This is a genomic window from Pseudomonadota bacterium, assembly GCA_023229365.1.
GTDB lineage: Bacteria > Myxococcota_A > Polyangia > JAAYKL01 > JAAYKL01 > JALNZK01.
Map to the genome: position 1 here is coordinate 20,857 of JALNZK010000070.1, position 7,599 is coordinate 28,455.

Sequence of the window (7,599 nt, forward strand, 5' to 3'; positions counted from 1 at the left end):
TTGCAGGATGTTGAACATGGTATGTTGTTGACGTGGATCCGCCCCGAGAAAGGCAGGAGGCCATGAAGCCGTTTCCCCGTCTGATACTGATTGCCGCAGTGGCGGCCGCGTGCTCGCCCGATGGGGCGAAAGCACTGCCTGACGCTGGTGACACTGAATCCGGTACGGACACCGACTCGGACACCGACTCGGACACCGACTCCGACGCCGACACGGACACGGATTCGGAGTGCGACACGGAAGAGATGGACGACTCGGACGTTCACGACGGCTGCGCGGAGTGGGCCACGTTCCCGCCGAGCAACGGGCCGGACGGGTGCACGCGCACGTTGCTCACGCAGATAGGCGGCGTCGGGCTGGAGTGGCCGAGCGTGAACCCGCAGATCAGTCGCGACGGTAGCGTTGCCGTGTTCACTCTCCAGGACGACCCGTGCTCGTATCAGATCGACGGCGTGCCCGAGGACACGAACGGGGAATGGGACGTCTACGCCGTGGATTTGAGTACCTTCGAGATGGAGCTGGTATCGATCTCCACGGAGGGCGAGCCTGGAGACGGGGAATCTGGAGATGAAGGAGCGAGCGTCAGCGCGGACGGGCGGTACGTCGTCTTTCACAGCTCTGCGGACAACCTCACGCCCGACGCCGACTTCGGCGGCCTTTTCCTCCGCGACCGGCAGCTCGGAACCACGGAGCGTGTCTCGATCACCTACGACGGTATGCCGAGTGGTGGGATAAATGGCGTCATTTCAGCAGACGGACGATACGTGGTTTTTCAAGGTGGGTCGGATCTCGCTCCAGACGATGAAGACGGCGAAGAAAACGACTTGTATCTTCGCGATCGCGAGCTGGAGACCACCGAGATTCTGACCCTGACCGACAGCGGGGAAGGCGTCTACGATTCACTGGGTTACTTTTTCACTTTTGTAAGCGACGATGGTCGGTACGTGGCGTTCTCGCATACGGAAGCGCTCAGCGATGAAGACCTTGATCCCGACGATTGGACGAAGCCACAGAAAATGGACTTCTACATCCGCGATCGGCAAACTGGACTGAACCGACTTGTTTCGCTTGCACCAGATGGTTATAGCCAGGGAGCGGTCGAACCGCGCGCGTTCGCACCCGATGGTGCATGGGCGATTTTCGAAGCCGGAAACAGCGCAGAACACTACTACGACACCTCGCTTTCCGAGCACACGACGACCACCATCCTCGCGCACCTCGACGCGGACGAGATCACCTTCGAGCCGATCATTCCGACCGATGTGAGCTTGTACGACCAGACTCTTGGCGCGAGCGCGGACGGCAGGTTCGTGGTCTTCAGCGGCTGGGGTCAGTACACCGAGAACGTCGGCCTGAACCCGATCGGGGACCCGATCGCCAACGAATATATCCTCGACCGCGATACCGGGGTCGTGACGCTCGTGAGCGCTGCCGACGACGGCACGCCGGGGATCGTCCCTGACTACGAGATGGGCATCACGGACATGGTCGACTGGGGCGACATCGCGATCAGCGGCGACGGCAAGCGCACGATATTCACGAGCATCCTGTACGGACTCGTGGACACGGAAGAGCTCACGATCCCGTGCCCCATGACACCCGCCCTCGTCTACCTGCGCGATTGTCCGTGATGGGCTCGAAAAACAAGTTCTAGGGTAAGGTCTTTCAAGGCACAGCCGCTCGCCACTTGGAAGCTCGTCGCACGTGAGAACAGGTCGGTTTCTCCCGGCGCACGGCGGACGAACCGTTGGCGCGCCCGCCCCGAACGGGTAGAATCCGTCCATGCGAAAAAACGAGAAGAACGTCCCAGCGTCTCCCGGCGATGACGGCGCCTTGCGCGTCGCGCTCGTCTGTCTCGTCGTGCTGACCGTGCTCTGCGCCGCGTTCGCCGTCCTCGCGCGGGCCGGCGGGGGAGAGAACTACGTGGGCGGCGGAGGCGGGGGCGGGGGCGGCGGCGGAGACGGCGACATCTTCGTGCTGCTCATCTGGCTCGCGGTCGAGTACCCGTACGTCGGCGTCCCGCTGCTCGTCGCGTTCGGCGCGTTCGTCGTCGTGAAGAAGGTGCGCGGGCCGAACCACCAGACGCGCAAGGCGGTCGCCGCGCTCGAGCGGGCCGGCGCGCCGAGCACGGCGATGCTCGGGAAGATCAAGGAGCGGGATCCGGGCTTCGACGAGGCGGCGTTCCTCGCCCGCGCGAAGAAGATCGAGCTCGCGCTGCAGGAGGCGTGGTGCCGCGGCGACATGGCCAAGGTGCGGCCGTTCACGAGCGACGGTCTGCACCGGCGGTTCGCCGCCCAGCTCGCGATCATGAAGAGCCAGGGCGTGCGCAACGCCATGGCGAACCACGAGGTGACCGCGGCGACGATCCACGCGGTCGAGACCGGCGCCCACTTCGACGCGATCCACGTGCTCTTCGCCGCGAAGGGACGCGACGTGCAGGTCGACGCGGCGCTCACCTGCGAGCAGGCGACGGCGAAGGCGGCGAAGGCGGCGATGACGAGCTGGTCCGAGGTCTGGTCGTTCCTGCGGCGGCCGGGCGCGCAGTCCGCCTCCGGGGACGAGGCGGCGCGGAGCGCGTGCCCGAGCTGCGGGGCGCCGCTCCCCGACGGCGGGGAGGCGGTGAAGTGCGATCACTGCAACGTGCTCGTCAACTCGGGCGATCACGACTGGGTGCTCGCGGAGATCACGCAGCCGGAGGAGTGGCGGGCCACGTCGACGGGCGAGGTGCAGGGGCTCGCGGCGCTCGCGGCGCGGGATCCGGGCTTCAACCGGCAGGCGGCCGAGGATCGCGGGTCGTACGTCTTCTGGCGCTGGGTCGAGGCGCTCGCGATCGGCGCCGACCGCCCGCTCGCCAAGTGCGCGACCGCGGAGATGCGGCGCGCCGTGGCGGAGCAGGTCAAGGCGGGCGCGGCGAAGCTCTACAAGACTGCGGTCGGCGGCGTGGACCTCGTCGGCTGCGAGGTGGGCCCGGACGGCGGGCGCGACAGGTTCCACGTCCGCGTCCTCTGGAGCAGCGCGCGATCGCAGGGCGAGCGGCCGGTCCACGCGTCGAACGTGATGACCCTCGCCCGAAACGCCGGCGGGCGCGATCCGGGCGGGCTCTCCTACGCCCACTGCCCGGCTTGCAAGGGGCCGCTCGAGGAGAACGACTCGCCGAAGTGCGACTACTGCGGCGAGGCGCTCGACGCGGGGAGGGCGGACTGGGTGCTCGAGGCGGTGCGGCGCCCCGAGGAGATCGCGTACGCGCCGCAGGCGTCGACGGCCGCCCTGCCGGGCGCCGCGGTGACGGCGGAGCTCGCCGCGCAGTGGGTGCCGGACATGGCGAACGGGCGCGAGCGTATGCTCCTCCTGATGCGCATGGCCGCGATCGTCGTGGCGGACAACCAGGTCACGAAGGACGAGCGCAAGCTGCTCGCGACGTGCGCCAAGCGGTGGAGTGTGCCGCTCGAGGCGGTCGAGCCGATCCTCACGGGTCAGGTCCCGGCCGAGGTGGTGATGACGCTCAAGCCCGCGCGGCCCGACGCGTTCCTCATGGGGCTCGTCTCCGCGGCGCTCGTCGACGGCAAGGTCGACAAGAAGGAGGAGCAGCTCCTCCTCGACGTGTCGAAGAACCTCGGCCTCGAAGAGGCGTTCACGAAGAACATGATCACGACCATGACCCACGCCGCGAAGGCCGCCGCGGCGCGGTGACCGGAAACCCCCGCTCCACGCAAAGGAGCGCTCCCTCGGCGCGGGCCACCGCGAGGAGCGCGCCGTCCGGGGCGAGCAGGGCGACGTTCGAGGGGATCGAGAGCTCGGCCGGACGGGGGATCGCGCGGCCGCAGGAGATCGACTCGGCGTCCTCCTCGTTCAGCGCGATCCGCGGCATCCGGCGCAGCGCCGCGGCGCCGACATGGAGCCGCCGCTCGAGCTCCCCGCTCGCGGCGAGCCGTTCGACATGGTCCGCGGGCACGGCCTCGGAGACGTCGAAACCCGACGCCTCCGTGCGGCGGAGCGCGACGACGTGGCCCACGGTCCCGAGCGCGACCGCGAGATCCCGCGCCAGCGCCCGGATGTACGTCCCCGCGCCGCAACGCACGTCGAGGCCGATCTCGTCAGTCCCGACGTCGGTGATCTCGATTGCGCGGATGACGACTTTCCGCGGCGCGAGCACGATCTCCTCTCCCCGCCTGGCGCGCCTGTACGCGGCCTGCCCGTCGATCTTGAGGGCGCTGAACCGCGGCGGCCGCTGCGCGATCTCGCCGACGAACTGCGAGGTCGCCCGGTCGATGAGCGCGCGGGTCAAAGAAGGAACCGGCGCCGTCGCGACCGTCTCGCCGTCCGCGTCGTCCGTGTCCGTGCCGCGGCCGAGCGCGACGCGCGCCGCGTAGCACTTCTCGCCCGCGACGAGGTACGGCACGAGCCGCGTGTGCGTGCCGAGGCAGACGGCGAGCAGCCCCGAGGCGAGCGGATCGAGCGTCCCGGCGTGGCCGACGCGCCGCGTGCCGGTCAGGCGCCGGACGAGGCGCACGATCTCGAAAGACGTCGGACCGCTGGGCTTGTCGACGAGGAGGACGCCGTCCATCGCGCGTTCCTCAGCGCGCCGGGTCGGGCGCGAGCTCCGCCGGCTCCGCGAGCAGCTCCTCCGCGGCCTTCCGGACGATCGACTTGGCGTCGGCGATCGAGACGCCGCGCAGCGTGGCCCCGGAAGCGTTCCTGTGACCGCCGCCGCCGAAGCGCGACGCGAGGGCGGCGACGTCGACCCGGCCCTTGGAGCGGAAGCTGACCTTGATGTGGCCCTCGGGCTCGAGGCGGAAGACCGCCGAGATCTCGACGCCCTCGATCGAGCGGCCGAGGTTGATCATGCCGTCGAGATCGGCCTTCACCGCGCCCGCCGCGGCGAGCATGTCGGGCGTGCAGACGAGGTCGGCGCAGCGGCCGTCGGCGCTCACCTCGAGCGTCCCCGCGACGAGCCCGAGGAGCCGCTGGCGCGCGAGGGAGAACGACTCGAAGAGGCCGGTCGCCGCGGCCCACGGATCGGCCCCGCGCTCGATGAGCGCCGCCGCGACCCGGTGCGTCGCGGGGGTCGTGCTCGTGTACCGGAACGAGCCGGTGTCGGCGACGACGGAGGTGTACAGGCACTGCGCGACGCGCTCGTCGAGGGGCCACAGGAGCTCCATCGCGAGATCGAAGAGCAGCTCGCCGACGGCGGAGACGTCGCGCCGCACCACGATGTCTCCCAGATCGCCGTGCGCCGCGTGGTGGTCGATGATCGCGAGGACGCCCCTGCGCTCGGCGGGGGGGAAGCCGGCCGGCGCGAGGGCGAGATCCGCCGTGTCCATGAGGATAGTGAGCTCGTAGGCGGAATCGGGCTCGAGCGCGGCCACGACGTCCTCCGCGCCCGGCAGGAAACGCAGGGTCGCGGGAACGCCGTCCGGGCAGTACGCGACGGGGCGCTTGCCGAGCAGGCGCAGGATCCCGTGCATGCCGAGAAGAGAGCCGATCGCGTCGCCGTCCGGGTTCGCGTGGACCGCGAGCAGGATGCCGGAGGAGGTCGCGACGATCCTCCCGAGCGCCTTCTCCGGCGACTCGATCTTCGCGGCGTCGTCGAGGTCCCGCCTGGTCTCGCGGAGGATGCTGTCGACGCGCGAGCCGACGTCGAAGCTCTCGTCCAGGTGGAAGGAGAGCGCGGGCGTGAACCTCAGCGCGAGGCTCCGCCCGATCTCCTTGCGGAGGAACGAGGCGGCCTTGTCGAGCGCGGCCCGCACGCCCTCGCGATCGACGTCGCCCGGCGGCACGTAGAAGACGCGCGCCGATCGGAGATCGGGGGACATGTCGACGTCGGTGATCGTGGCGCGCAGCAGGCGGGGATCGCCGATCTGCCGGAGGAGGGCCCTCGACAGCTCGGCCCGGATGGACTCCCCGACGCGTCGCCCGCGCCTGCCGTCTGCGTCCCTCACCATTCGTCCTCTCCGCCGTCTTCCCCCGGTTCTCCGCCGTCATCGTAGCACGGGGACGCGGCGTCGGGCTCCCGAAACGGGGCGCCCGCCCCGATGTCGCCGCCGAGCGGGATCACCTCGGTCTCCCGCGAGATCACCGCCGCGAGGCCGAGGCGCTCGACGAACGAGCACACGTGGCCGAGCATCGAGTCGACGTGCGCGGCGCTGTTGCCGACGACCGCGGCGCCGACCACGGCGCGCTGGAGGGAGTCGTTCTCGCCGACTTCCGCGACCGCGACGTTGAACTTGGACTTGGTGCGCTCGACGACGCGCTTCAGGATCGAGCGCTTCCCCTTGAGCGACGCGTTTCCGTGAAGATGGAGCGCGATCCGGCAGACGCCGACGAACATGACGCGGACCTCGTTGCAGGCGACGGGTCTCGCCGCCTCATGGCATGGTCACCTCGACCTGCTTTTCGACGTACGCCTCGATGATGTCGCCCACCTTGATGTCGTTGTAGCCGTCGAGGCAGATGCCGCACTCGAAGCCGCTCGCGACCTCGCGGGCGTCGTCCTTGAACCGCTTCAGGGAGGAGAGCTTGCCCTCCCAGATCTGCACCGACTCGCGGATGAGGCGCGCGCGGGCCGAGCGGGCGATCTTGCCCTCGGTCACGTACGAGCCGGCGATCGTCCCGATCTTCGGGATGGTGAAGGTGTCGCGCACCTCGGCGGTGCCGATCATCTCGAGCTCCATCTTCGGCGCGAGCTTGCCTATCATCGCCGCCCGCACCGCGTCGATCATCTCGTAGATGATGGCGAAGATCTTGATGTCGATCCCCTGCTCCTCGGCGAGCTGCCGCGCCTTGCCGGCGGGCCGGACGTTGAACCCGAGGACGATCGACCCGGAGGTCGACGCGAGCAGGACGTCCGACTCGGTGATGCCGCCGACCGACGCGTGGACGATCGTGACCTTCACCTTCTCGTTGGACAGCTTCATGAGCGCGTCCCTGAGCGCCTCCATGGTGCCCTGCACGTCGGACTTGATGATGAGCTTGATCTCCGCCTGGTCCGTCTCCTGCATCTGCTGGTAGAGCGTCTCGAGCGACGGCCGCGCCGGGCCGGCGGCGCTCGCCTTGGTCCTCTCCGCGCGGGTGCTCGCGACCTTCTCGGCGATCTTCATGTCCGCGGCGGCGTCGAAGGCCTCGCCCGCGCCGGGCACCGCCGACAGGCCGAGCACCTCGACGGGCGACGACGGCCCGGCCTCGGTGATCTTGCGGCCGCGCTCGTCGGTCATGAGCCGGATCTTCCCCCACGTCGAGCCCGCGACGATGATGTCGCCGGTCTTGAGCGTGCCCTCCTGCACGAGCAGGTTGGCGACCGGGCCGCGGCCGCGATCGAGGTACGCCTCGAGCACGACGCCGGCGCCGGGGCGCTTCTGGTTCGCCGTGAGCTCCAGCATCTCGGACTGCAGCGAGATCATCTCGAGCAGCTTGTCGAGCCCCTGCCCGCTCTTCGCCGAGACCTCGACCATGATGGTCTCGCCGCCGAGCTCCTCGGGCAGGAGGTTGTGCTCCATGAGCTGCCGGCGCACGCGATCGATGTTCGCGCTCGGCAGATCGCACTTGTTGATCGCGACGATGATCGGGCACGACGCGGCGCGCGCGTGGTTGATGGCCTCGATC

Annotated in this window: 6 protein-coding genes; 2 read left to right on the top strand and 4 right to left on the bottom strand. The window is 69.3% G+C overall.

From position 1 onward, the window contains the following. Window positions 1–62: 62 nt before the first annotated feature. Together M0R80_21345 and M0R80_21350 are read left to right on the top strand one after the other, a co-directional pair. A complete protein-coding gene (locus M0R80_21345) occupies window positions 63–1,631 on the top strand; it encodes a hypothetical protein (protein MCK9462180.1) in 1,569 nt (522 codons plus the stop codon). 151 nt (window positions 1,632–1,782) lie between these two features. Then, window positions 1,783–3,690, top strand: a complete 1,908-nt coding sequence (locus M0R80_21350) for a Tim44-like domain-containing protein (protein ID MCK9462181.1) — start codon at window positions 1,783–1,785, stop codon at window positions 3,688–3,690. Here M0R80_21350 and truB read toward each other — a convergent pair. The 4 genes from truB to infB all read right to left on the bottom strand — a co-directional run. After that, complete coding sequence (truB, locus tag M0R80_21355; protein ID MCK9462182.1) at window positions 3,647–4,564, bottom strand: tRNA pseudouridine(55) synthase TruB; 918 nt, start codon at window positions 4,562–4,564, stop codon at window positions 3,647–3,649. The two genes, M0R80_21350 and truB, sit on opposite strands and share 44 nt — an antisense overlap. 10 nt (window positions 4,565–4,574) lie before the next feature. Next, window positions 4,575–5,942, bottom strand: a complete 1,368-nt coding sequence (rbfA, locus tag M0R80_21360) for a 30S ribosome-binding factor RbfA (GenBank protein MCK9462183.1) — start codon at window positions 5,940–5,942, stop codon at window positions 4,575–4,577. After that, the gene (locus tag M0R80_21365; protein MCK9462184.1) at window positions 5,936–6,328 is read right to left on the bottom strand and encodes a DUF503 domain-containing protein; all 393 of its coding nucleotides are present in this window, start codon (window positions 6,326–6,328) and stop codon (window positions 5,936–5,938) included. The genes rbfA and M0R80_21365 overlap by 7 nt, the downstream gene beginning before the upstream one ends. Window positions 6,329–6,365: 37 nt before the next feature. Continuing rightward, window positions 6,366–7,599 (bottom strand): translation initiation factor IF-2 (gene infB, locus M0R80_21370; GenBank protein MCK9462185.1); only part of this gene is annotated, 1,234 nt, incomplete at its 5' end.

Bases quoted from the DNA above. Each gene is read 5' to 3' on its own strand.
- M0R80_21345 (MCK9462180.1), top strand. From the start codon at position 63: ATGAAGCCGTTTCCCCGTCTGATACTGATTGCCGCAGTGGCGGCCGCG.
- M0R80_21350 (MCK9462181.1), top strand. From the start codon at position 1,783: ATGCGAAAAAACGAGAAGAACGTCCCAGCGTCTCCCGGCGATGACGGC.
- truB (MCK9462182.1), bottom strand. From the start codon at position 4,564: ATGGACGGCGTCCTCCTCGTCGACAAGCCCAGCGGTCCGACGTCTTTC.
- rbfA (MCK9462183.1), bottom strand. From the start codon at position 5,942: ATGGTGAGGGACGCAGACGGCAGGCGCGGGCGACGCGTCGGGGAGTCC.
- M0R80_21365 (MCK9462184.1), bottom strand. From the start codon at position 6,328: ATGTTCGTCGGCGTCTGCCGGATCGCGCTCCATCTTCACGGAAACGCG.